Genomic DNA, 21,393 nt, shown 5'->3' with positions numbered 1-21,393 from the left:
CTTCCATGTCGTCCAGCCGCTTCGCCGCCCCGGTGTGGTCCGCCTTCCGCTTCGTCATCGGCCTGCTCTTCGCCTGCCACGGTCTGGCCGGCGTCTTCGGCGTCCTCGGCGGCAGCCGCGGCAGCGGCGAGCCCATCCCGGTCGGCACCTGGCCCTACTGGTACGCCGCCGTCATCCAGCTCGTCTGCGGGATCCTGGTGCTCGCCGGCCTGTTCACCCGTCCCGCGGCCGCGCTCGCGTCGGGCTCGATGGCGTACGCCTACTTCGTCGTGCACCAGAAGTCCGGCCTCATGCCGATCGAGAACGGCGGCGTGACGGCGGCACTTTACGCGTGGTCATTCCTGCTCATCGCGGTCCTCGGCGCGGGGCCCTGGTCGATGGACACCCTGCTCGCCAGGCGCGGAAACCGCGCCTCGTCGACCCCGGCCGCCACCGCGGCCCCGGCAAACGCCTGAGGATGGCGGGTCCGGGCGGTGGACGCCGCCCGGACCCCCGGCTTACGCCGCGGTCCAGGTGCCGGATCCGGTGACGGTGACCGAGGTGTTGTAGCGATCGCCCCAGACGGTGCCGGGTGTGATCGACGCCGTGCGGGTGCCGGCCGGCGGGGTCGTGGGGGTTGCGATGTCGGAGGGGAAGGGTCGCCGATGCTGCCGCCGAGTTGAAGGCTCGGAACATTGATGCATGTCAACCCCTTCTCATTTCCGCGGGGCGCTCCGATTTCGACGGTTGAGTGACCGACATTGCGGTTCCGGGCAGCGGGAATTTGCCGAGAAGTGCCGGAACTTCCGAGTGGCTACCTAGCCGACCGTGGTCAGCCACGCGGCGACGGAGAACCCGAGAACGGCGAGGAGGCCGGCCGCCTTGCCGCTCTTGCGGGCCGCCTCGGGAATCATCGAGTCGATCAGCATGACCAGCAGCGCGCCGGCGGCGAACCCGTTGATCACCCCTCGCCACCACCCGGACGTGACGTCGGCGATCGCGTAGCCGCCCACCGTCGACAGCGCGCAGATTCCCGCGATCGCCACCCACAACACCAAGATGTCGCGCCGCGACCGTCCGGCGGCGCGCATCTCGGTCGCCGACCCCACCGCCTCGGGCAGGTTCGAGACGAACACGGCCGTCAGCAGCCCCACGCTGACACCGCCGCCCATGGCGAGCCCGATGCCCAGTACCGCCTGCTCCGGGATGCCGTCGAGGCAGGCGCCCAGCGCCAGCGCGGTTCCCGAACCCGACTCGGCCGACGACGGACCCGCACCCGCCGGCCGGCCCTTGCGCTCGAGCCGGGAGTCGGCACCGAAGTAGGTGAGCGCACCAACGGCCAGCCCGACGGCGACGGCCGCCTCGCCACCGGCCTCGACGCCCTCGGCGGCGAGATCGAAACTGACTGCGCTGATCAACGCGCCGGAGCCGAAGGCGAGCACGGCACCGACCAGGCGACGCGGCCACCGGTGCACGAACGCCAGCAGCGCACCGATGATCAGGGACGACGACGCCAGCGCGCCCCAACCCAGCGCGGCAAACACTTCGCCCGGACTCAAACCTCACGCACCCTTCGCCACGGCCACCAGGTGCGGACCGAGCCTACCGGTCCCGGCTGAAGGTCCGGTCGCCGTGCAGCCAGCCGAGCGCATCGAGAAGACCCTCCTCGGTGAAGGCGGAGAGCATCGCGTTCCTCGCCCGGGCCTCGGCACCGGCCGGATGGTAGAGGCCGCTGCCGATCTCGCGGGACAACCGCTGGACCCGGGCGGTGCGCGCCCGGCGCAGCGCGCCGTACTTCGCGAACATCTGCGGGAACTCGTCGCCGGAGCAGTCGAGGAGGTCGCCGAGGACCACGGCGTCCTCGAGCGCCATGCAGGCGCCCTGTGCCGCGTACTGGAGCATGGCGTGGGCGGCGTCCCCCAGCAGGACCACCCGCCGGTCTGTCCATGTGTCCACCGGGTCCCGGTCGCACAGCACCCACCGCCTCCAGTTCGCACCCAGCTCGAGCAGTTCCCGCGCGATGGGTGCCAGCCCGTCGAACGCGCCGAGGACCTCGTCGCGGCCGGCGGGGCGATCGGCGACGGCCTCGCCTGCCGCGTCGTCGCGGGTGGCGGCGAGGTTGAGGCTGGCGCCCTCGTCGATCGGGTAGTGCACGAAGTGCCACATGGGCCCGGCCCACAGGGTCACGTGGTTCCACCGCAGATGTTCGGGTACCCGGTCCATCCCGATCACCGACCGGTAGATGGTGTGCCCCGACACCCGCGGATCACCGTCGCCGACGAGTTGCCGGCGAACCGCCGAACGGATCCCGTCCGCGCCGATCAGCGCCGCGCCCCGCAGGCGCTGCCCGGAATGCAGAACGGCGGTGACGGAGGCCGGATCCTGCTCGAAGGAGATGACGCCGCTGCCGGCGCGCAGCTCGATGGAGTGCGATGCCCGGCACGCCGCCAGCAGCGGCGCGTACAGGTCCGCCCGGCGTACGACGGCGTACGGGTTGCCGAAGCGCTCACGGTAGCTCCCCGTCAGGCGCAGGCTCTGCACGCGTTCGCCGGTGGCGCCGTCCATGAACCGCAGCTCGTCGATGTAGACCGCCCTGGCCCGTACGGCGCCGCCGACGCCGAGCCGGTCGAGGGCGTCGAATCCGTTGGGTCCGATCTGGATGCCCGCGCCGAGCTCGCCGAAGGCGTCGCGGCGCTCCAGGACGACCGCGCGGTGACCGTGGCGGGTCAGGCTCAGCGCGGCGGCGAGCCCACCTATGCCGCCGCCGGCGATCAGTACTGTCGACATCGAGGACCCTCCAGCGCTCATGTGCCGAGCAGGGACGGAACCGGGCGCACACCGGCGGTCAGCCGGACCAGCGCGTCGCGGATGACGCACAGGCCGTCCTCGGTCAGCACGGACTCGGCGTGGAACTGCATGGAGCCGAAGAGCGGCCCGCGCAGCGCGTGGACCTCGCCGGTCGCCGCGTCCCGGCTGACCTCGACTTCGCCGAACGCGGTGTACAGCTCCGTGGTCACCGGCGGGCAGCGCAGGGCGAAGGTGTTGTAGAAGCCGGCCCGGATGCGCCGGCCGAAGAGGTCGATCTCCCGTTGGGTGCCCTGGTTGGGGACCTGGCACCGGACGAGCTCGAGCCCCAGCAGCGAACCGAGGACCTGATGGCTCAGGCAGACCGCGAGGAAGGGCTTGCTCGTGCTGAGCAGTTCCCGTACGTCGTCGCGCAGCCGGGCGATCTTGGGATGGCCGATGTGCTGCGGGTCGCCCGGCCCCGGCCCCATGATGACCAGATCGTGCTCCGCGAACGTGTAGATCTGGTCGAAGCGGCGTACCTGCACGGTCAGGCCCAGCGAGCGCAGCAACTGGTCGAGCATCGCCGTGAAGGTGTCCTCGGCGTCCACGACGAGGACGCTGCGGCCGGCCAGTTCCGGTGCGAGCGGGCGTACGGCCGGGCCCGCCGACGTCGGGTGCAGCCAGTGCGCGGCGAGGTTCTCGTTGCGCCGCGCCAGCGCGCGGCGCACCTCGGGGTTCTCGGCGAACCGGCGCCCCGATCCGAGCGCGGCCAGCAGTCCCTCGGCCTTCGCGCGGGTCTCGGCGACTTCCGCCTGCGGATCGGAGTGACGGACCAGGGTCGCGCCGACCCCGATCCGCAGGTGGCCGGCGGAGCTGATGTCGGCGGTGCGGATCAGGATCGAGGAGTCCAGCCGCCGGCCACCCGTCGAGTCCCGGCCGATGAGGGCGGCCACTCCGCCGTAATATCCCCGGCCCTGCGGCTCGTAGCGGTCGATGACCCGGCAGGCGCTCTCCAGGGGACTGCCGGTCACCGTCGGGGCGAACAGGGTCTCGCGCAGGATCTCCCGTACGTCGCGCCTGGTGCGGCCCTCGATGTGATATTCGGTGTGCGCGAGCCGCGCCATCTCCTTCAGGCCGGGCCCGACCGCCCGCACCCCGTCGCAGATCCGGGCCATCATCTTCAGCTCCTCGTCCAGCACCATGTACAGCTCGTCGGTCTCCTTGCGGTCGGCGAGGAAGTCCAGCAGCGACACCAGGCTCGCGCCCGACGCCGGGTACCGGTAGGTGCCGCTGATGGGGTTCATCACCGCGACCCCGTCGGCGAGGCTGATGTGGCGCTCGGGGGTCGCGCCGACGAATGTCCGATCCGGCGTGTGGACGAGGAACGTCCAGTACGAGCCCTGTTCCTGCTCCACCAGCCGGCGGAAGAAGGCCAGGACCGCGCCGGGAGTGCAGTGGCCGATGTCGGCGAGGAACGAGCGCTTGATGACGAAGTTCGACCCCTCTCCCCGGCCGATCTCGTCGCCGATGACCTTCCGCACGATCTCGGCGTAGCCGGCGTCATCGGGCTCGAATCGTGCGCCGTGCAGGGTGACGGGTACGTCCTCGATCCGGCACAGCGCCTCCGCCAGCGGGAGTGAGGCCTGCGCGCGTACCGTCATCGCGAGCAGCGGGGTGCCGTCGTCGGGGGCGCGGTAGCCGCGTTCCCGGATCTGCCGGTAGGGAATGAGCGCCAGCACCTCGTGCCCGCGGCCGGGCGTGCCGCCCGCCTCCGGCGATTCCGGTATCGGCAGGTCGTCGAGGGTGTTCACCTGAGCCAGATCGCCCACCAGCATCTCCAGGCGGCCGGCCGCCTCCGACTCCGGCCGATGAAGCAGCGCGTACGCCGGGTGCTCTCCCGCCAGGACCCGGCGCAGAAGCTCGTGCCCGGTCATGTGTGCCTCCCGATGCCGGCCGCGACCGCGCTGTCCGCTTCCAGGCCGGTGAGCAGCCGGTCGGTGGTGGCTACCACGGCGCACCGTCCGGCGGCGTACTCCAGCGCCATCCGGTGGTGCTCCGGCCTGAAGTCGGCGACCGCGTCGGCCGCCAGGAAGGCCTGGATGTCGTTGGTGAAGGCCTCGCAGGCCGTCATGAGGACTCCCACGTGTGCGTACACGCCGCAGACGAGAAGTTGATCGCGCCCGGCCCGCCGCATCCGCTCCAGCAGGTCGGTCTTGTGGAAGGCGCTGTAGCGCCACTTGGTGAAGATCCAATCGTCCGGCTCCGGGGTGAGGCCGTCGGTGACCTCGCGGTGCGCCGCGTCGATGGTCATCCCCGGCCCCCAGAAGTCCACGAGCAGTCCGCGTTGTCGCGGAGTCATGCCGCCGGGCTGCATCGTGTACGCCACGGGCGTACCCGTGCGCGTGCACGCCCGCCGCAGCCGGATGATGTTGCTGGTCATTTCGGTGAGCGGCGAGCCGCCCTGTGGAAAGGGCCGGAGGAAGTACTTCTGCATGTCGTGGATCAACAAGACCGCCCGTGCGGGGTCGGGTTGCCACGTCGCGATCTGCTCGGGGAGCTCATCGGCGCCCGGCATGGGATACGACTCGATAATGGGTAGGCCTGCCACTGCCTCTTCCTTACTTCCTCTCACCTGATCCGGGCTCAGACGCCGAGCGACGCGCCGCCGTCCACCGTGAGGGTCTGTAGCGTGATGTGCCCGGCCCGGTCCGACAGCAGGAAGGCCGTCGCCTCGGCGATGTCCTCGGGGGTCGCTATCTTCCGCAGCGGGATGCCGACGCGGTACTCCGAGGGCGTCCCCTCGATGGAAGTCTCCGGACCCTGGTCCGCGCTCCACAACTGGCTGAGCATCGGCGTGTCGGTCGAGCCCGGAGCGATCACATTGCACCGGATGCCGTGACCGGAGACCTCCAGCCCGAGTGACTTGGTGAACATCGCGGCCGCGGCCTTGGACGCGGCGTAGGCGGACATGCCGGTACGTGGTGTTCCGGCGGCGTTGGAGATGATGGTCACCACCGTTCCCGAACGGCGTCGCACCATCTTGGCCACCACGGCACGGGATACGAAGAAGACGCCGTTGACGTTGGTGGCGAAGGTGTCGGTCCAGTCGCCGTCCGACAGCGAGATCCCCTCACCGGTACGCAGAATGCCCGCCGCGTTCACCAGCAGCTCGATGGGGCCGACGGTCCGTTCGGCCGCGGCGACCGCCGCATCGACCTCGGCGCCCGATGAGACGTCCGCCGCGAAGGCGTAGACGGGAAGCCCGTCCTCCGCCTGGCGTTTGACGGTCAGCCGGAGCGCTTCCTCGTCCTTGTCCATCGCCGCGACCGAAGCGCCCCGAGTGGCGAGGGTCCGGGTCACCGAAGCGCCGATACCACCCGCGGCGCCGGTCACCAGGGCGGCCTTCCCCGCGAATTCCAATATGGTCATATGTGGTCCCCCGTCGTATGTGGTGTTATGGCGTGCAACCTCGGCCGGCACCCGCGGGCACCGGTTCCGCCGGCCAGGCCGGCCACCGTGCGCCGTCCGGGACATCGATGGCGAATTCATCCGCCAGAACCCGGGCGAGCTCCTCCTGGCTGCCGAGTACGCGCTGCTCGCGCGTTCCGTCCGCGTTGAACTTGAACAGCTTCCGGCCGGCGAGGCCGAGATGTCCGTCGGGCCGGGCGATGCCTACATACAGGTCCTGCCGCGCCGGCGAGACGGGATTGGTCGCGACGTGCCAGTTGATGACGGAGATGTCGATCTCCTCGAACGGTTCCAGGGTGAACTCGTACTGTTCGACCCAGGCGCTGGGCCTCAGGGTCTGCAACACCCACGCGTCGGCGAGCCCGGTGCGCGGCGTGCGGTACAGACGGAAACGCCGGCCGTCCTGCACCGACTCGACACCGTCCAGCAGCGGAACCGCTTGCAGCAGCGCGGTCGGCAGTCCGAAGCCGACGTCGGCGAGGTACGGAACCTGCTCACCGGGCACGTGCACCAGCAACAGCATGTGGGTACGGGGCAGCCTGCTCTGGCCGAGCGCGAGGGCCAGTACCCGGCCGGTCAGGTAGGTGACCCGAAAGCCGATGCTCCGCAACGCCGCGGCGAGCAGGGTGTTGTGCTCGTAGCAGGAGCCGCCGCGGCGACCGCGCAGAACCTTCTCCTCCAAGGCGGACAGCGCCAGGGGCGGGACACTGTGAAAGAGAAAGACGTCCATGTTCTCAAAGGGAATGCTCAGGGCGTGTGCGCGATGCACCGCCCGCAACGTGGCACTGTCGGCGGCATATGCCCCGCGCCAACCGATGCGCCGGAGATAGCCGTCGAGATCAAAGTCATGGTTCTTTTCGGTCATGCCGCCCCCTCGTAGGATCCGGCCACAGGCCGACCGACACCCCAGGCCCTTGACGTGTCGCACCACAGGTCAGGGCATACGCCGGCCAGTGCGAAATCGAGCCTTGCCGCGAAGTCGTCGTTTCGAGAATCGGGGATGTCGGGTCTGTGGAATTGACGAACTGCAACGCAGGAACCGCGCTCCAAGCCACCATCAGCGTCGCGGTTCTACCGCGGCTGAATCGCGCCGCCGACCCGCCCAAGTCGGCCGCAGGCGATCCGCCACCAGGTAGACAACGCTGCCCCGCCGACGATAGCGGGGCAGCCTCGATCTGCAGTTGATCGACATGCCCGAAATGCTCAAAAAAAGACCTGTCTGGCGTTAATGGGGTATTCGATGCGTCAGGAACGGGCGATGCTGTCGTAGGCGGCCGTTGCCGAAGCGGCGTGCCGCACCATTGCGGAGATGGCGCGCTCCCGGACGAGGAAGACGACCCTGCCGCGCGGAACCACGGCGACGAAGGGGATGTTCCCGGCGCCGTCCTTGACGGCGACGGCTCCGGCCGGCAGGCCCTTCACGCGGATCCGGTTGACTCCGCTGTCGCAGGTACCGGTTCTGACCCCGTCCGCGTACGCCACCGGGCTCACCCCCGGGGTCTGGTTGACGATGACTACCGCCCGGTCCGCGCCGTCGGCGTTCTCGACGAGGTGGTACGCGGCCTGCCCGGCGGGGAACGCGGCGCCGCAGATCGCACCCACGCCCAGGTCGCCGGCGCGCGCGGTTGCCAGCACCTCGGTCTTGCTGCTGTCCGGGAACGCGACCGCGGCGACGACCTTCTTCAGCTTCGCGGCGGTCAGCGACCGGTACCCCGATGCGGCCTGAGCCGGCACGGAGAAGGCCACGGCGCACGCCGCTGCCGACGCGGCGCAGGCAAACCGAAAGGTCATGGTGGAGGTTCGCATGACGTCGTTCTCCCTTCAGTAGTCGGTGCTCTCGTTGTTGACCTTGGCGTACCTGAGGAGACCCGAACGCCGGGTGACGCCGGTCGTCGTTCGAACGAGTGATCGGACGCATGCCGGGCGATCACGCCCATCGCTCGGGTTCCGTCTCAGCGCCGGTGGAAACCGGCCGATAGGGATATGAAGACTGTCGAGCGGGGGATAGCGGTGGCACCTGGTTACGGGCGTTCGCTGGTCCGTACCACGTTGTTCGCCCTCGCCTACGCCGGCGCGTGCTACGTAGGCCGACGGTTCTGGCTGGGCTACGAGGTCAACCTGGTCTGGCCCGCCGCGGGCGTCGCCGTTGTCTGGTTCTGCGCACACCGCCGGGCGCCGACCCGCCGCCTCGACATGCTGCTGCTCACCGTGATCCTGGGCGGAATGGACTGGCTGACCGGATACGCCCCGGCGGGCGCCGTCGTCGCCGGGTTCGTCGGACTGATCCAGGTCACGATCTTCCTCTGGCTGTTTCACCGTTGGGGCCCGCACCTCTGGGGCGCGGGCGGCAACGCGCCGCTGCGCTCGCCGCGGGACCTGTGGATCCTGCTCGGGGCCGCCCTCGCGGCGACCGTCGCGGCCAAATCCCTCAACGTGCTGGGCCAGGGGTCGGTGACCGACGGGTTCCCGATCCTCGTCTCGGCCATGTCGGTGGCCCGGCACATGGCCAGCATCCTGATCATCGGTTCCGCCGGGATCTGCGCGGGCGCCGCGCTCACCCGGCTCCGGGCCGAGGGCCGTTCGATCGCCGATCGGTGGCGTGATCGCGGCCCCGCCTCGCCCTGGCGGGTCGCCGAGATCGCCGGGATCTACGCACTCGGCATCGCCGGGTATGTGGCCGTGTTCGCGTCCGAGAACCACTTCCCGCTGGCGTTCGCCCTCATCGGCGTCACCGTCCTGGTGGGCACCCGCCTGAGCACCCCGTGGGTGCTGGCGTACAACGCGCTGGTCTGGGTCGTCGCGTTGTGGTACACCGTGGCCGGTTTCGGCCCGTTCGCCCTGATCGATGACGTGGTCCTGCGCGCGGCCGTCGTGCAGCTCTTCGCCGTCATGGTCGCCCTGGTCGGGCTGGCTCTGGCGCTGGGCCGCGACGAACGGCGTGCGCTGCTGGGCGCCCTGGCCCAGGAGAAGGCCGAACTGGCCGCCCAGAAGATCGAACTGGCCACGCAGAAGGCGGAGATCACGCACCACGCCGACCTGCTCGCCGCGATCATCGACTCGATGGGCGACGGCCTCGCGGTGATCGGCCCGGACCGTCGCGTGACGCTGACCAACCCGGCCATCACCGAGCTCTTCGGCGGGCGGGCCGGCACGGACTGGTCCGGCCTCTGCCACGTCGACGGCACCAGGTACGCCGAGGGCGAGCTGGCGTACCTACAGGCGCTCGCCGGCGAGGACGCCCCCGGAGTCGACGTGCTGGTCCACCACCAGGGAGCGTCGGACGGCCGGGTGGTTCGGGTGACCGCCACCGCGCTGCCGCACCCCGACGGCACGTTCAGCACGGTGGTGCTCTTCCACGACGTGACCGCGGAACGCCGGCACCGCGACGAGCTGACCAACTTCGCCGGCGTGGTGGCCCACGACCTGCTCAACCCGCTCGCCAGCGTGGACGGGTGGACGATGGCGGCGCGGGACTCACTGGGGGACGTACCGGATCATCCCGACCTGGACCAGGCCCGCGACGACCTGGCCCGCCTGGCCCGCGCCTCCGCGCGGATGCGCGGCCTGATCGACGGCCTGCTGTCCTACGCGACGGTGCGGGAGGCGACGGTCGCGCCGGCCCGGGTGAGCCTGGCCGAGACGATCGCCGACATCGCCCTCGCCCGCACGGACGCGGCGGTGGCATCCGGTACGCCGGTGCCGCGCTTCGTCATCGGCGAGCTGCCCTCGGTACAGGCGGACCCGGTGCTGGTCCGGCAACTGATCGACAACCTGGTCGGTAACGCCGTCAAATACACCGCACCGGGGGTGGTACCGACCCTGCGCATCAGCGCCACGCAGGACGAGGCGACGGTCACCGTGAACATCGTGGACAACGGCATCGGCATTCCCGAAGGCCAGCATGAAGCGATCTTCGGCAACTTCTACCGGGCGCATGTCGACAGCGGCTATCTGGGCACCGGGCTCGGGCTGGCGATCTGCCGGCGCATCGTGGAACGGCACGGCGGCACCATCACGGCCACCGACGACCCCGGCGGCGGCACCCGCGTCACCTTCACCCTGCCGAACGGCGTCGTCGCCGATCGCCCGGTCAGTCGCGGGGTGCGTCGGGGGTGACAGCCTCGGTTTCGGTCCTGGACCTGCGGTGCAGCGTGAACGTCATGACCAGCACGATCAGCGCGCCGACGAGCAGGCCGAGCAGCGCGCTGGCCACCGTGTTGACGAGCCAGCCGGCGACGCCGCCGAGGGCGCCCGTCGCGTCGTGGACGGCCTCCTCCAGGTGGTGCACGGTCTCGTACATGAAGTGCAGGCCGAGTTCGTCGGTGCCGGCCAGCAGGATGTGACCGCCCACCCACAGCATCGCGGCGGTGCCGACCACCGTGAGCACGGTGAGCACCCGCGGCATCGCCTTCACCAGGCCGCGGCCGAGGGCGGCGGTGGCGCCGGAGCGCTGTGCCAGGCGCAGCCCGGCGTCGTCCATCTTCACGATGAGGCCCACCACGCCGTAGACCAGGACGGTCATGGCGACGGCGACGAGCGCCAGGATCGCCAGGCGCGACCAGAACGGCTCGTCGATCACCTCGTTCAGCGTGATGACCATGATCTCGGCCGAGAGGATCAGGTCCGTGCGCACCGCACCGGCGATCAGGACCTTCTCGTCCTTGGCGGTCTCGTCGTCCGCACCGTGTGCGTCCTGGTGTGCGATCCGGGCCCACACCTTCTCGGCGCCCTCGTAGCACAGGTAGGCGCCGCCGAGCATGAGGATCGGGGTGAGCAGCCAGGGCGCGAACTGGCTGAGCAGCAGGATGGCCGGCAGGATGACCAGGAACTTGTTGCGCAGCGAGCCGAGGGCGATGCGCTTGACGATCGGGATCTCGCGCTCGGCGGCCAGGCCCCGCACATATTGCGGCGTGACGGCGGTGTCGTCGATGACGACGCCCGCGGCCTTGGTGCCGGCCTTCGCGGCGGCCGCCCCGACATCATCGATGGACGCCGCGGCGGCGCGAACCAGCACCGCGACGTCATCCAGCAGGGCTACGAGTCCACCGGCCAAGGGATGGTCCTTCCAGGCATGAGCAACGTTCGTACCAGCTCATTGTCGCCTAGACAGGCTTCACGGCCGGGGCCCGGTCGGCGCCGGAGGCTGGTATCGTCCGCGATCCGGTCTTTTCCCTACAGGGAGACGAGCATGTCCGATCCCATCCGGCTCGCCTCGGTCACGCTGGACTGCCCCGATCCGAAGCTTCTGGCCGTTTTCTATGCCGAGATCACCGGTGGCACGGTAACGAATTCGGACGAGCACTGGGCCACGGTCATCAGCGGAAGCGGCCGCATGGACTTCCAGCGGGCGGCCGGCTACACACCACCGATCTGGCCCGGCCCCGCCTCGTCCATCCAGATGCACCTCGAGTTCTACGTCGACGACCGCGCCGCCGCGGAGGAACGCGTGCTGAGGGCAGGAGCGACGAAATACGAGTTCCAGCCCAACAGCGAGCAATGCTTCGTGTACGCGGATCCGGCCGGCCACCCGTTCTGCCTCACGACCTGGAGCGACATGAGGCCCTGAACGTATGCTGCGGGCACATGTGAAACGTCAGTGGGAAGGATCGATATGCCACAGGCTCTTTGGCGGGTGCGTGCCGTCGTGACCCTGGCCGCGGCCGTGGCTGTCTCCGCGCCGCTCTCCGTGGCCGCCTCGCCGGCGCAGGCCGTCGGCAAGGCCGGTCTGCTGGCCGTCGTCGACGGCACCGTCATCGAGTACAAGACGGCCAAGGGGAAGCAGAGCAGGATCACGCTGACCCGCAACGGCGACACCGTCACGGTCGACGACCGCGTCGCCATCAAGGTCGGCGCCGGCTGCAAGCGGGTCAAGGGCGACAAGACCAGGGCGCGCTGCACGCCGGCCACGCCGCCGACCCGGCTGCGCGTCTACGCATACGACCGAAACGACACGATCGTCGACAACACCGACCTTCCGATCACCGCCGACGGCGGCACCGGCCACGACAAGCTCACCGGCGGCCCGGGCCACGACCGGCTGTACGGCCGCTCCGGCAACGACGTCCTCAAGGGCCGCGGCGGCAACGACGCCCTCTACGGCGAGGCGGGCAACGACAAGCTCTACGGCGCCGCCGGCGACGACGGGCTCGACGACGGCCCCGGCACGGACGCGGCCTGGGGCGGAACGGGCAGCGACAGCTTCACCAACGGCGCCGGCAACGACAGGTTCTACGGCGAGTCCGGCGACGACTACTACAACTCGCGGCAGCACGCCGGCAGGGACGCCGACCGCTACCTGGGCGGCCCGGGCGTCGACTCGGCCGGATACACCCACTACAAGAGCGCGGTGAGCCTCGACCTCGACGGCAGGAAGGGCGACGACGGCCGCAAGGGCGAGGGCGACACCATCGGCGCCGACGTGGAGAACCTGCTCGGCGGTCTCGGCAAGGACCGGCTCGTCGGCAACGGCAAGGCGAACGTCCTCGACGGCCGCGAGGGCAACGACAAGCTCTACGGCGGCGGCGGGAACGACACCCTGCTGGGCCACCAGGGCGTCGACATGCTCTACGGCGGCGCCGGGAACGACACCCTGCTGGGCCACCAGGGCGTCGACAAGATCTACGGCGAGGCCGGCGACGACTGGCTCGACGGCAACGCCACACCCGGCGTCTACGACGAGTACGACGAGGTGACCGACCTGCTCGACGGCGGAACGAACACCGCCGTCGGCGACACCTGCGTAAGGCTCAACCTGGACCGGACCAAGGGTTGCGAGAAAGACTGACGACCCTGGTAAGGAAGATCGGAATGTCGGTGCCGTTGATGCCGCGGTGCCCGCCGCAGTTCGCGTTTCATAAGTTCCCCCGTACGAACATGGCTGCCCCTGGACGGGACCTGTGGCGCACAGTCTCGTTCGCGGCTGCCGTGCCGCATACCTGTAACGTCCCAGGTAGCGCGCGGGTTGTATCGGCGCTAAGAGACACCCCCGCCCGATGTCACATCCGTGGCCCGGCCGGTGTCTCCATGGCATGACGACCTACCTGGAGCACACGACCCGTATCGCCCCGGCCGAGATCACCGGCGTCAAGGGTGCGCTGATCAAGTGGATGATCGAGAAGAAGCTGGGCAAGGTGCCGACGGCGGTCGGTGTCTACTGGCACAACCCCAAGGTGCTGTTCGCCAGCTTCGGCCTCGGCGGCAAGTTGCAGAAGTGGGACGCCTGCGACGAGGGCCTGAAGTCGTTCGCCCACATGGCGGTCGCGTCGCTTGTCGGCTGCACGTGGTGCCTGGACTTCAACTACTTCGAGGCACGCAACAAGGGGCTCGACGTGGAGAAGGCGCGCGAGATCCCGCGATGGCGGGAGGCGGACGTCTTCACCGCGCTGGAGCGCGACGTACTGGAGTACGCCGAGGCGATGAGCCAAACACCGCCGACCGTGACCGACGAGCTGGTGCAGCGCCTCCACGCCGAGCTGGGAGCTCCCGCCGTCGTCGAACTCACCTCGGTGATCGCATTCGCGAACATGAGCACGCGTGGCAACGTGGCGCTCGGCATCGAATCCGACGGCTTCGCCGCTGCGTGCGGTTTGAGGCCGCTGGCCGAGCGACCGGAGGTAGCGTCCGCGTCATGAGTGAGGAGGCCGACAAGCCTGTACTAATGCACACCGTCCTCGACGCCACGGACGTCAGGGGCCTCGCCGAGTTCTATCGCGAGCTCCTCGGACTGCGATACCGGCCCGGCGACGAGCCTCCATCCGGCGAGGACTGGCTCGTCCTGGTCGACGGTGACGGCAACCGCAAGCTCGCCTTCCAGCGGGTTCCCACGTTGGCGCGTCCCACCTGGCCGTCGCACGACGTTCCGAAGCAGATGCATCTGGACTTCCGGGTGCCCACCGTCGAGGAGCTGGAGCGACACCGTCGACGAGCCGAGCGGCTCGGCGCCGGCCTGCTCCACGACCGCAGCGAGGATCCGGAGGAGCCTCTCTACGTTCTCGCCGACCCGGCGGGACATCCGTTCTGCATCCTCGTCGGCGCGAAATAGGCCGACGAGCGGACGGTTACGGCGGCGAAACGTCGGCTATCTATGCTTCGCGGATGGACGAGCGGCGGACGGTCGAGCTGCACGGGCACGCTCGCGCGTTCCGGTTGCTGGGCACCGGCCCGACCGTCCTGCTGCTCGTGCACGGCATCGGATCCGACGGCCTGACCTGGGACGCGGTCGCGCCGGCGTTCGCCGAGCGTTACACGGTGCTCGTGCCCGACCTACTCGGACACGGCCGGTCGGCGAAGCCGCGGGCGGACTACAGCATCGGCGGGTACGCCAACGGCATGCGGGATCTGCTCGGCGCGCTCGACATCGACCGGGTGACGGTGGTCGGCCACAGCTTCGGCGGCGGCGTGGCGATGCAGTTCGCGTACCAGTTCCCGGAGCGGACCGACCGGCTGGTCGTGGTCGCGGGTGGCGGGCTCGGCCCGCAGGTGAGCGTGGCCTTTCGCGCGCTGACCCTGCCGGGCGCCTCGGTCGCGCTGGGCCTGAGCCACCTGCCGCCGTCCCGCCTGGCCCTCGGCGCGCTGCGCGCGGCCGCCGGGCTGGTCGCGCCGGCCGCGCTCGCGGCCGACCTGAACGAGGCGTACACCGTGCACACCGGGCTGCGTGACCCCGCCGCCCGGTCCGCGTTCCTGCATGTGTTGCGGCACGTCGCGGACTGGCGCGGACAGCTGATCACCATGCGGGACCGCGCCTACCTGGCGCAGGGCCTGCCGGCGCTGGTCGTCTGGGGCGACCAGGACCACGTCCTCCCGGTCGGGCACGCCGAGGCCGCCGCCGAGCTGCTGCCCGGTGCGCGGTCGGTGGTTCTGCCCGGCGTCGGGCACTTCCCGCACCGGGAGGCGGCCGAGGAGTTCGTCCGCGCGGTGACCGACTTCATCGAGGAAACCCAACCGAAGAGCTGGGACGCCCGCCGCTGGCGCCACCTGCTTCAGACACACTCCGGAGTCGCCCGGGCCGTGGCTGTCGAGGACGCGGTTCAGTAGACCGATCGGCTCCTGCCGGCAAGCCATCCGGTGCCGGTCGGCGCTCATCTCCAGAACTCGTCGTTCGGTGATCCGTCCACGACGGGCTCCCCGCCCGCCGGCACGGTCGCCGATCCGCCGTCGTCGAGCGCGATCAGCATGGCCAGCCGCTGCCGGGATGCGGCGTCCCACAGGTGCACGGTCCCGTTGTCGCAGCCCACGGCCAGCAGCCGGCCGTCGGGGGAGTAGGCCAGCGACCGGATCAGGCCGGTGTGGCCCTCGAACGCCGCGTCCCAGTCGGCCGAGCCGGCGTCCGCGTGCACCCGCACGGCGCTCTCGTCGCTGCCGACGGCGAGCGCCCCGCCGGGCGAGTACGCCAGCGCGCCGATCGTGTGCGTGTACGGCCGGGCCGGTTCGGTGCCGGCGCTCCGATAGAGCGACAGGGTGGCACTGCCGTACTCGTCGGAGGAGCCGATCGCGAAGCCGTGGCCGTCGGGCGCGATGGCGACCGCGTCCACCCGGCCGGCGACCTCGGCGAGCGGAAGGACGAGCGCCCCGGTCGTGACGTCCCACAGGCAGACGGTCTCGTCGTCGGCGACCACCAGGTGCCGGCCGCCGGGGTGGAAGGCCGCGTACCAGGCGGGCCGGCCCTGTCCACTCAGGACGCCGACCGAAGTCCCGTCGGCGGCCCACAGATGGATGACGCCGTCCGCGCCGGCGGTCGCGAGCATCGCGCCGTCGGGCGAGTACGCCAGCGCCAGGACGGGTGACCCGGTCACCGCCAGGGCGCCGGCGGGCGCGGCGGTCGCGGCGTCCCAAAACCGCACGGTCTCGTCGTCGGCGACGGCGAGCGGGCCGCCGGGGCGGTACGCCACCGCGTGGACCTCACCCCGGTGCGCCGGCAGCCGGTACGCCGGCCGTGCCGCGCCGATCTCCCAGACGCGGACCTCGTTGTCGGTGACCGTGCTGAGCCGCCGCCCGTCGGCGCTGAACGCGAGCGCGTGCACCTCCCGGGTCACGCCGCTCAGCTCGTACGCGAGCCGGCCGGTGACGCTGTCCCACACCCGGATGATCGAGTCGTCGTCGTGGCCGGTGGCGACGTGCGTGCCGTCCGGGCTGAAGGCCAGCACACCCACCGAGCCGGTTTCCTCGAGCGTGACGACCGGCTTCCAGGTCGCCGTCGAGTAGATCACCACGTCCGAGCCCTCGTCCTCGTCCGCCTCGTCGAAGCCGAAGTCGAGGTCGTCTCCGCCGGTGACGGCGAGCCGGGTGCCGTCGCCCGACAGCGCGATCGTGGCCCCGTCGAGCCGGGCGACCACCTTCCCGGTGCCGAGATCAAACACCCGGGTGGTGTCGTCCCCGGCGACGGCGCACCGCCCGCCGCCCGGCAGGAACACCACCTCGGACACGTCGCCGCCGGGGAGCGTCAGGCGCTCGACCCCGTCCGCCGTGCTCCAGATCCGCACCGGCTCCTCCCGGTCCGAGAAGCTGTACGTCGCCAGCCAGACCCCGTCGGACGACAGCACGCCCCGGCCGATGCGCTCGCCCGCCCCCGACAGGGTGCAGCGCACGGCCCCGGTGCCGACGTCGACAAGCACCTTCTCGGCCTTGCTCGCGGTGACCAGGAACTCCGGCCGGCCGTCCAGGCCGGACATCCGGCACCCGAACTCGTACGGCCAGGGCTGCGACCGCGTCCGGCCGGTCCGCACGTCGGTGCGGTGCACGAGCCCGCCGGCGAAGTCCACGACGGTGCCGGGCTCGACGTCGAAGACGGGCTCGTCGCCACCCGCCCACTCCGCCAGGGGCGCCCGCGTCGCCAGGTCCCAGACCCGATGCCGGCCGCCGGCGTGCGAGCTCAGCAGGTACCGCCCGTCGGGGCTGAACTGGATCACGAAGGTGTCGCCGCCGGTCGACGGCCGCACCTGCGGCCGGCCGCCGTCGCTGTCGGTGAACATCGCTCTTCTCCACTCCGCCGCCGGGCACCGTACCGAAGCCGCGCATCGACCCGATCACCGCCATTGATCGTAGTGATTAGCATCGGCGCGGCACGCCGGATGGAGGGAGAGGCCGTTGGTGCGCAAGCACTGGCGTACGAAGGCACCGGACGCGCCGGCCGCCGGCCGCCGTACCGGGGGAGCGTTCGGCGTCCCGCAGGCCGCGGGCTACGCGGCGTTCCTGACGGCACTGGCCGTCTTCTTCGTCTCGACGGCCGGGGTGCCGGGCGAGCTCAGCGTCCGGGGGCACGTGGACGCCGCCTACACCCGTTCTCCCGCCGACGACATCGGGCGGGACGCTGTCGCGTACACGTCACCGCTGACACCGGCCCGGGTCGCCGGCGCCATCACCGACCGGTGGCAGCCGGGCCGCGCGCCCGCTGCCGACGGTCGGGTCCGACTTCTGGCGCGGGCGCCGCGACCTGCTACGGCTCGCGCTGCCGGTGTCGTTCCTCGCCCTCGCGTCGTACGTGGTGCTGGCACTCGCGCTCCGCCGCCGCCGTCATGATCGGGTGTCGGCGGTGTGACCCGCGAAATGGCCGCCCTCATCGAAGGTCCACGCTGGGAAGTTCTCGGTCAGGTATGAACGATGACCATCCCAGTCGGCCGGCCCCAGCAACCGTGGCGGCGAGACCCGCGGTCCGTCGGCCGCCGACTGCTGGTGATAGCCCCAAGCGAACCCGGCCAGGGGAACGACGAGTCGCCGGTCGACATCCCACGGCCCGATCGTCAAGAAGCTGTGTGCCTCCCACCGCACCGCTCCTTCATGCCGGCGGGAGGGCGCGTCGAACAGCACCGGCTGGATCCCGTACCAGGCGAACGGCGCGGTGGAATCCTCGAACAGATCGAAAGGGTCGACACTGAACCGCGCTTCAGGGTCCGGCTCGCGTACCAACTGCACCCAGCCCAACAGCGCCCGGTATCCCAGCGCGCTGAACTCGACGGACGCCGTGCACATCGGCATGCCGAGCTCCCGCTCGGACTTGCCGACGCTCACCGGGTCGGCATTGGCAGCCACCTCGACGAGGACGCGCCCCTGCTCGCCACCGAAACTGAAGGGAATCTCCACCAGGCCAGTCTTTCATCCCGTCAGCAGTCCCACGCTGTCCTATATAGGCTGCATCACCAGCACATAGAGGCTATGCCAGCGGGGGGCGATGGTCATCGAGGACCGGATCGAACAAGCCAGAGAAGCGTATGAGCGAACGGTATACATGGGCGACATCAGCGCGCTCGTGGACGCCGAAAAGGCATTGGACGCGGTCGAGGCGGATGTGGCGCTGGCGCGCGGGAAGATCCTGCATGCGCGATTTCAGAACGCTACCGGCGACGCCGGGCCCCCGCCCGCTGAGAATCCCGCCGAGCTGCCGTTGTTCGAACGCGCCCTCGAGCTCTACCGGGCACTGGGCGACACACGAGGCGAGGCCGAGGCCCTGTTCTGGATCGGCTGCCTGCATCAGTTCATCCGGCGTGACAACGAGACCGCCGTACCGCACCTGGAGCGGTCGTGCCGGCTGGCGGCCGAGACCGGCGACAAGTGGACACAGTCCGAGGCGCTGCGGCACCTCGGCATCGCGGCCCACGCGGCCAACCGGCTCGACGAAGCTCACGAACAGCTCGAAGAGTCATCTCGCCTGCGCCGGGATACCGGCAACCTCCCGGGCGTGGCCTCCAACATGATCGGGCTGGCCTACATCGCCGCAGCCCAGAACCGTCGCACGGAGGCGCTGGCAACACTCGACGAGGCGCGAGCCATCGCCCTCGCGCACGAAGCCCACGCCATCGTGCGGCACATCGAACAGGCGCGAACAACGATCTGAGCGATGTCCGCGAGTTCGACACGCTGCCCCTGCGGCCCGGCCTCGGCGTCGTCCGGGCTAGAAAGCGCTGAAGCTGTCCACGTCGATCAAGGTGAGCACCTCGGTGCGTACGACCGGGCATTCCGCTTTGGTCGCCGCGTCCAGGACGGCGCCGTTCTCCGGCTTGCCGTGGGACTCGAAGAAGGTGGCCAGCTTGCCGGCCAGGTTGGCGTGCCGCCCGACCGGGCTGCCGACCTCCCTCAGCGCGGGGATCTCGCCCTTCAGATAGGCGCAGACGTCCTTTGCCGAATAGGAGCCGGCTGCCGCCGCGGGTGGATTGCCGTTCGCCGGGGTTGCGCCGTCGGCCGAATCGGTGCCGCCGCATCCGGTCACGGCCAGCAGGACCGTGGCCGACAGGGTGAGCAAAAACGGTCTGGTCATCATGCCTCGTTCTCGTCGTTCGTACCGATGCCGGACGCCGTCGTCCGGCTGCTTCCGTCTGAGCGGGCGGTGATCAACCAAAGTCCGGTCGGCAGCCGGTAACCGGTGCCGGTCGTGCGGAATCGTTCGAGCAGGCGTGCCGCGCCGGCCCGGGCGTACCCCTGGGTGGTGGGTACGGCGTCCCGGTAGGCCGCACCGGCGGGGCCGATCTCGATGAGCCATTCGGTGACCGCTTCCGGATCGTCCGGCGCGTCCAGCGTGACGTCGTACGGATGGATGTCGATGTCGGCGAAGCCGGCGGCGGTGAGCAGGCGGGTCACCCGGGTCGCGTCGGCGAACGCGAAGGGCCCCGGCTCGTCGCCGATCGGCAGCGGCGGCAGCGGTCCCAGATGTGCCGCCGCGCCGAGCATCGCCGCGGGCAGCCAGGGGTTCGCGCGGCCGTCGCGGAACGCCGTCGCGGCCAGCCGGGCGCCGGCACGCATCGACCGCCGGACCGTGGTCAGGCCGGCGACCGGGTCGGCGAGCAGCATCAACGTCATCCGGGAGTAGACGGCGTCGAACGGCGCCCCGGGCACGGCATCGAGCGTCTCGACGTCACCGGCGACGAACCGCGGCCCCGCGCCGCCCGGCCCGCTGAACCGGTCCCGCGCCGTCGCCACCATCGCCTCGGCGAGGTCGAGTCCGACCGCGCTGCCCGACGGGGCGACGGCCCGCGCGATCTCGGCGGTCGTGCCGCCACACCCGCAGCCGACATCCAGCACCCGTTCACCGGGCTGGGGTCGCAGCCAGTCCAGCGCCACGGCGCCCAGCGGGCGGCCGATCTCGTCGTGCCGGTCGGCCTGGTTGACCCACCCCGGCGCCATCCGGGCCCAGAAGTCGGCGTTGCGGGCGCGCTGCGTGGCGGTGTCGGCCATCAGAACGGCATCTCGGCGCCGTCGACGGTCGCCGACCGGAAGGAGGCGGCCTTCGCCGGATCGAAGCCCTCCTCCTGGGCGGCCAGCCCCGCGGCTCGGACCAGGCGTTCCGACTGGAACCTGCGGAACGCGGCCTCGTCGGCCCAGACGTTGATGATCCGCCAGCCCTCGTCGGACGGGCCTGCCACGTGTGCCAGCAGGCCCGGCGGCCGGTCCGGGCCGAGGTGCTTCTCCACCTGCCGGTATTCCTGCTCGCTGACTCCGGGCATGTCCTGCACGACGCCGTACGGCATAGCCGCCCCCTTGATGCTTAGTCGATAGAGTGAAGCTCTATCGAATAGTGGACTACGCTGCACGCGTGACTGTCAACCGGCGTTACGTCTCACCCCGGCGTCAGGAACAGGCCCGACAGACCAGGCGAGCGATCCTCGACGCGGCCGCCAAACTGTTCGTGGACCCGGGTTACGCCGCGACGCCGCTGACCGCCGTCGCCGCCGAGGCCGGCGTCGCCGTGCAGACCGTGTACGCGGTGTTCGGCAACAAACGCCAGCTGCTCTCCGATCTCGTCGACGTCACCCTGGCCGGCGACGACGAGCGGGTGGCGATGGCGGACCGGTCGTTCGTGGCCGACATCCGCGCGCTGACCGGGCTGCGGGCGAGGCTCACCCGGTTTGCCCGGCACCTCGCCGAGACCCATGCCCGGCAGGTGCCCGTGATGCTGGCGCTGGCCGGTGCCGCGACCGCCGACGCCGACGCCGCGGCGATCTGGCGCAAGAACCTCGAGGACCGGCGCCGCGGCATGGTGATGTTCGCCGCCGACCTCGCGGCAACCGGCGAGGTGCTGATAAGCCAGGAGCGGGCCGCCGACGTGCTGTGGCTCGCGCAGGACATCCGCAACTACGACTGGCTGGTCCGCGAGCGCGGGTGGCCGGTCGAGCGCTTCGAGCGCTGGTTCGTGGACGGCGTCACCGCCGTGCTCTGCGCGCCGGACTGAGCAGG

23 protein-coding genes are annotated in these 21,393 nt (G+C 70.7%); 10 read left to right on the top strand and 13 right to left on the bottom strand.

Annotated elements, in window-relative coordinates; genetic code table 11:
* Nucleotides 1-5 precede the first annotated feature (5 nt).
* On the top strand, nucleotides 6-455 hold the full coding sequence (locus tag BJ971_RS26825; RefSeq protein ID WP_184995970.1) for a DoxX family protein: 450 nt from the start codon (nucleotides 6-8) through the stop codon (nucleotides 453-455).
* A 342-nt stretch (nucleotides 456-797) separates the two neighbouring features.
* On the opposite strand, the gene BJ971_RS26820 is transcribed toward BJ971_RS26825, so the two are convergent.
* From BJ971_RS26820 to BJ971_RS26790, 7 genes are all read right to left on the bottom strand, one after another.
* On the bottom strand, nucleotides 798-1,538 hold the full coding sequence (locus BJ971_RS26820) for a ZIP family metal transporter (protein WP_203709089.1): 741 nt from the start codon (nucleotides 1,536-1,538) through the stop codon (nucleotides 798-800).
* A 43-nt stretch (nucleotides 1,539-1,581) separates the two neighbouring features.
* Nucleotides 1,582-2,766, bottom strand: a complete 1,185-nt coding sequence (locus BJ971_RS26815) for a 3-hydroxybenzoate 6-monooxygenase (protein WP_184995969.1) — start codon at nucleotides 2,764-2,766, stop codon at nucleotides 1,582-1,584.
* 17 nt (nucleotides 2,767-2,783) lie between these two features.
* Nucleotides 2,784-4,700 carry an anthranilate synthase family protein gene (locus BJ971_RS26810; protein WP_184995968.1) on the bottom strand — a complete coding sequence of 639 codons (1,917 nt, stop codon included), beginning with the start codon at nucleotides 4,698-4,700 and terminating at the stop codon, nucleotides 2,784-2,786.
* A complete protein-coding gene (locus BJ971_RS26805; protein WP_184995967.1) occupies nucleotides 4,697-5,341 on the bottom strand; it encodes an isochorismatase family protein in 645 nt (214 codons plus the stop codon). The genes BJ971_RS26810 and BJ971_RS26805 overlap by 4 nt, the downstream gene beginning before the upstream one ends.
* Before the next feature lie 68 nt (nucleotides 5,342-5,409).
* On the bottom strand, nucleotides 5,410-6,195 hold the full coding sequence (locus BJ971_RS26800) for a 2,3-dihydro-2,3-dihydroxybenzoate dehydrogenase (RefSeq protein WP_184995966.1): 786 nt from the start codon (nucleotides 6,193-6,195) through the stop codon (nucleotides 5,410-5,412).
* A gap of 25 nt (nucleotides 6,196-6,220) precedes the next feature.
* Complete coding sequence (locus BJ971_RS26795) at nucleotides 6,221-7,099, bottom strand: arylamine N-acetyltransferase family protein (protein ID WP_184995965.1); 879 nt, start codon at nucleotides 7,097-7,099, stop codon at nucleotides 6,221-6,223.
* A 380-nt stretch (nucleotides 7,100-7,479) separates the two neighbouring features.
* Nucleotides 7,480-8,025, bottom strand: coding sequence for a hypothetical protein (locus tag BJ971_RS26790; RefSeq protein ID WP_184995964.1), 546 nt, complete (start codon nucleotides 8,023-8,025; stop codon nucleotides 7,480-7,482).
* 192 nt (nucleotides 8,026-8,217) lie between these two features.
* On the opposite strand from BJ971_RS26790, the gene BJ971_RS26785 reads away from it, so the two are divergent.
* Nucleotides 8,218-10,350 (top strand): sensor histidine kinase, encoded by a 2,133-nt coding sequence (locus BJ971_RS26785; RefSeq protein ID WP_184995963.1) that lies wholly within the window; start codon nucleotides 8,218-8,220, stop codon nucleotides 10,348-10,350.
* Here BJ971_RS26785 and BJ971_RS26780 read toward each other — a convergent pair.
* The gene (locus BJ971_RS26780; RefSeq protein WP_184995962.1) at nucleotides 10,325-11,287 is read right to left on the bottom strand and encodes a DUF808 domain-containing protein; all 963 of its coding nucleotides are present in this window, start codon (nucleotides 11,285-11,287) and stop codon (nucleotides 10,325-10,327) included. The two genes, BJ971_RS26785 and BJ971_RS26780, sit on opposite strands and share 26 nt — an antisense overlap.
* 135 nt (nucleotides 11,288-11,422) lie before the next feature.
* Here BJ971_RS26780 and BJ971_RS26775 point away from each other — a divergent pair, with 135 nt between their 5' ends.
* The 5 genes from BJ971_RS26775 to BJ971_RS26755 all read left to right on the top strand — a co-directional run bounded on the left by BJ971_RS26775 (nucleotide 11,423) and on the right by BJ971_RS26755 (nucleotide 15,267).
* Nucleotides 11,423-11,800, top strand: a complete 378-nt coding sequence (locus tag BJ971_RS26775) for a VOC family protein (RefSeq protein WP_184995961.1) — start codon at nucleotides 11,423-11,425, stop codon at nucleotides 11,798-11,800.
* Nucleotides 11,801-11,845: 45 nt separating this feature from the next.
* Nucleotides 11,846-13,018, top strand: a complete 1,173-nt coding sequence (locus BJ971_RS26770; protein ID WP_184995960.1) for a calcium-binding protein — start codon at nucleotides 11,846-11,848, stop codon at nucleotides 13,016-13,018.
* A gap of 244 nt (nucleotides 13,019-13,262) precedes the next feature.
* On the top strand, nucleotides 13,263-13,865 hold the full coding sequence (locus tag BJ971_RS26765; protein WP_203709091.1) for a carboxymuconolactone decarboxylase family protein: 603 nt from the start codon (nucleotides 13,263-13,265) through the stop codon (nucleotides 13,863-13,865).
* Nucleotides 13,862-14,275 carry a VOC family protein gene (locus BJ971_RS26760; RefSeq protein WP_184995959.1) on the top strand — a complete coding sequence of 138 codons (414 nt, stop codon included), beginning with the start codon at nucleotides 13,862-13,864 and terminating at the stop codon, nucleotides 14,273-14,275. Before BJ971_RS26765 ends, BJ971_RS26760 begins: the two co-directional genes overlap by 4 nt.
* A 53-nt stretch (nucleotides 14,276-14,328) precedes the next feature.
* Nucleotides 14,329-15,267 (top strand): alpha/beta fold hydrolase, encoded by a 939-nt coding sequence (locus BJ971_RS26755; RefSeq protein ID WP_184995958.1) that lies wholly within the window; start codon nucleotides 14,329-14,331, stop codon nucleotides 15,265-15,267.
* A 44-nt stretch (nucleotides 15,268-15,311) separates the two neighbouring features.
* Here the strand turns inward: BJ971_RS26755 and BJ971_RS26750 are convergent, their stop codons facing one another.
* A complete protein-coding gene (locus BJ971_RS26750; RefSeq protein WP_184995957.1) occupies nucleotides 15,312-17,201 on the bottom strand; it encodes a WD40 repeat domain-containing protein in 1,890 nt (629 codons plus the stop codon).
* Between the two features lie 115 nt (nucleotides 17,202-17,316).
* On the opposite strand from BJ971_RS26750, the gene BJ971_RS26745 reads away from it, so the two are divergent.
* Nucleotides 17,317-17,748: a hypothetical protein gene (locus BJ971_RS26745; RefSeq protein ID WP_184995956.1), complete on the top strand. Its 432-nt coding sequence runs from the start codon at nucleotides 17,317-17,319 to the stop codon at nucleotides 17,746-17,748.
* Here BJ971_RS26745 and BJ971_RS26740 read toward each other — a convergent pair.
* Nucleotides 17,743-18,309, bottom strand: coding sequence for a hypothetical protein (locus BJ971_RS26740; RefSeq protein ID WP_184995955.1), 567 nt, complete (start codon nucleotides 18,307-18,309; stop codon nucleotides 17,743-17,745). The two genes, BJ971_RS26745 and BJ971_RS26740, sit on opposite strands and share 6 nt — an antisense overlap.
* Before the next feature lie 88 nt (nucleotides 18,310-18,397).
* Here BJ971_RS26740 and BJ971_RS26735 point away from each other — a divergent pair, with 88 nt between their 5' ends.
* The gene (locus BJ971_RS26735; RefSeq protein ID WP_184995954.1) at nucleotides 18,398-19,060 is read left to right on the top strand and encodes a tetratricopeptide repeat protein; all 663 of its coding nucleotides are present in this window, start codon (nucleotides 18,398-18,400) and stop codon (nucleotides 19,058-19,060) included.
* Between the two features lie 57 nt (nucleotides 19,061-19,117).
* Here BJ971_RS26735 and BJ971_RS26730 read toward each other — a convergent pair whose 3' ends face one another.
* Genes BJ971_RS26730 through BJ971_RS26720 form a run of 3 tightly spaced genes read right to left on the bottom strand, consistent with a single transcriptional unit; the run spans nucleotide 19,118 to nucleotide 20,687 of the window.
* On the bottom strand, nucleotides 19,118-19,480 hold the full coding sequence (locus tag BJ971_RS26730; protein WP_184995953.1) for a hypothetical protein: 363 nt from the start codon (nucleotides 19,478-19,480) through the stop codon (nucleotides 19,118-19,120).
* Nucleotides 19,480-20,394, bottom strand: a complete 915-nt coding sequence (locus BJ971_RS26725) for a methyltransferase domain-containing protein (protein WP_184995952.1) — start codon at nucleotides 20,392-20,394, stop codon at nucleotides 19,480-19,482. The genes BJ971_RS26730 and BJ971_RS26725 overlap by 1 nt, the downstream gene beginning before the upstream one ends.
* Nucleotides 20,394-20,687: a hypothetical protein gene (locus BJ971_RS26720; RefSeq protein ID WP_184995951.1), complete on the bottom strand. Its 294-nt coding sequence runs from the start codon at nucleotides 20,685-20,687 to the stop codon at nucleotides 20,394-20,396. Before BJ971_RS26720 ends, BJ971_RS26725 begins: the two co-directional genes overlap by 1 nt.
* 65 nt (nucleotides 20,688-20,752) lie before the next feature.
* Here BJ971_RS26720 and BJ971_RS26715 point away from each other — a divergent pair, with 65 nt between their 5' ends.
* Complete coding sequence (locus BJ971_RS26715) at nucleotides 20,753-21,388, top strand: TetR/AcrR family transcriptional regulator (RefSeq protein ID WP_184995950.1); 636 nt, start codon at nucleotides 20,753-20,755, stop codon at nucleotides 21,386-21,388.
* Nucleotides 21,389-21,393: the final 5 nt, after the last annotated feature.

It is taken from the genome of Amorphoplanes digitatis, from assembly GCF_014205335.1.
Taxonomy (GTDB): Bacteria; Actinomycetota; Actinomycetes; order Mycobacteriales; family Micromonosporaceae; genus Actinoplanes; species Actinoplanes digitatus.
Note: the sequence above shows the minus strand (reverse complement) of the source record. Positions and strands in the feature narration are given on the sequence as shown.

Bases quoted from the DNA above. Each gene is read 5' to 3' on its own strand.
- BJ971_RS26825 (WP_184995970.1), top strand. From the start codon at position 6: ATGTCGTCCAGCCGCTTCGCCGCCCCGGTGTGGTCCGCCTTCCGCTTC.
- BJ971_RS26815 (WP_184995969.1), bottom strand. From the start codon at position 2,766: ATGTCGACAGTACTGATCGCCGGCGGCGGCATAGGTGGGCTCGCCGCC.
- BJ971_RS26810 (WP_184995968.1), bottom strand. From the start codon at position 4,700: ATGACCGGGCACGAGCTTCTGCGCCGGGTCCTGGCGGGAGAGCACCCG.
- BJ971_RS26805 (WP_184995967.1), bottom strand. From the start codon at position 5,341: ATGCCGGGCGCCGATGAGCTCCCCGAGCAGATCGCGACGTGGCAACCC.
- BJ971_RS26800 (WP_184995966.1), bottom strand. From the start codon at position 6,195: ATGACCATATTGGAATTCGCGGGGAAGGCCGCCCTGGTGACCGGCGCC.
- BJ971_RS26795 (WP_184995965.1), bottom strand. From the start codon at position 7,099: ATGACCGAAAAGAACCATGACTTTGATCTCGACGGCTATCTCCGGCGC.
- BJ971_RS26790 (WP_184995964.1), bottom strand. From the start codon at position 8,025: ATGACCTTTCGGTTTGCCTGCGCCGCGTCGGCAGCGGCGTGCGCCGTG.
- BJ971_RS26785 (WP_184995963.1), top strand. From the start codon at position 8,218: ATGAAGACTGTCGAGCGGGGGATAGCGGTGGCACCTGGTTACGGGCGT.
- BJ971_RS26775 (WP_184995961.1), top strand. From the start codon at position 11,423: ATGTCCGATCCCATCCGGCTCGCCTCGGTCACGCTGGACTGCCCCGAT.
- BJ971_RS26770 (WP_184995960.1), top strand. From the start codon at position 11,846: ATGCCACAGGCTCTTTGGCGGGTGCGTGCCGTCGTGACCCTGGCCGCG.
- BJ971_RS26765 (WP_203709091.1), top strand. From the start codon at position 13,263: ATGACGACCTACCTGGAGCACACGACCCGTATCGCCCCGGCCGAGATC.
- BJ971_RS26760 (WP_184995959.1), top strand. From the start codon at position 13,862: ATGAGTGAGGAGGCCGACAAGCCTGTACTAATGCACACCGTCCTCGAC.
- BJ971_RS26755 (WP_184995958.1), top strand. From the start codon at position 14,329: ATGGACGAGCGGCGGACGGTCGAGCTGCACGGGCACGCTCGCGCGTTC.
- BJ971_RS26750 (WP_184995957.1), bottom strand. From the start codon at position 17,201: ATGTTCACCGACAGCGACGGCGGCCGGCCGCAGGTGCGGCCGTCGACC.
- BJ971_RS26735 (WP_184995954.1), top strand. From the start codon at position 18,398: ATGGTCATCGAGGACCGGATCGAACAAGCCAGAGAAGCGTATGAGCGA.
- BJ971_RS26730 (WP_184995953.1), bottom strand. From the start codon at position 19,480: ATGACCAGACCGTTTTTGCTCACCCTGTCGGCCACGGTCCTGCTGGCC.
- BJ971_RS26725 (WP_184995952.1), bottom strand. From the start codon at position 20,394: ATGGCCGACACCGCCACGCAGCGCGCCCGCAACGCCGACTTCTGGGCC.
- BJ971_RS26720 (WP_184995951.1), bottom strand. From the start codon at position 20,687: ATGCCGTACGGCGTCGTGCAGGACATGCCCGGAGTCAGCGAGCAGGAA.